The sequence below is a fragment of the Acetivibrio cellulolyticus CD2 genome, assembly GCF_000179595.2.
Classification (GTDB): Bacteria; Bacillota; Clostridia; order Acetivibrionales; family Acetivibrionaceae; genus Acetivibrio; species Acetivibrio cellulolyticus.
The window spans coordinates 1,485,323-1,485,910 of the sequence record NZ_JH556653.1 but is presented as its reverse complement, the minus strand read 5'-3'; the positions used below and the strand labels follow the sequence as shown (position 1 = coordinate 1,485,910).

General features: G+C 39.3%; 1 tRNA gene and 1 other annotated feature (1 of these 2 running past the window's edge). The gene reads right to left on the bottom strand.

Annotation, left to right across the window (positions count from 1 at the left end):
• Nucleotides 1-288: 288 nt before the first annotated feature.
• A tRNA-Ala gene (locus ACECE_RS0208625) sits at nucleotides 289-364 on the bottom strand.
• A gap of 132 nt (nucleotides 365-496) precedes the next feature.
• Nucleotides 497-588: a sequence feature (16S ribosomal RNA rRNA prediction is too short), on the bottom strand; it runs 334 nt beyond the window's last position.

The window sequence follows — 588 nt, the reverse complement described above, 5'->3', positions numbered from 1 at the left end:
CTTATCGTTTTTGCTTTGCAAAATACGTTTCCTTTTAGAAATGTTTTGCTTTAGCAATCACGGTCATCAATTAAGTTTCCTTAATTAATACTTTTCTTAGAATCAATCTCTCAATTCTTTGATAGTTTTTCTCCAAGTGAATTGTCTTTTTACCATCTTAATGAGTTTTATCCTAAGAGTCACTATATACTTATTTGTACTAGTTACCCTTTTATTTTTCTTCTCATCTTGCTTCACTTTAACATTATATATTTTTCAAGGTGCATATCTGATCCGAAGACCAGATCATGGTGGAGATAAAGAGAATCGAACTCTTGACCCCCTGCTTGCAAGGCAGGTGCTCTCCCAGCTGAGCTATACCCCCATAAATCTGAGCTTTATATGGGCTCAGAAAACTAAACAGTGTAAGGAAATTTGGAACTCGGTTGAATCAGCTGTTAAACAACTGATATCGACCAGGCAGTAGTGATACATGCTGTATCACGATACTCCTTAGAAAGGAGGTGATCCAGCCGCACCTTCCGATACGGCTACCTTGTTACGACTTCACCCCAATCATCGGCCCCACCTTCGGCAGCGTCCTCTTTG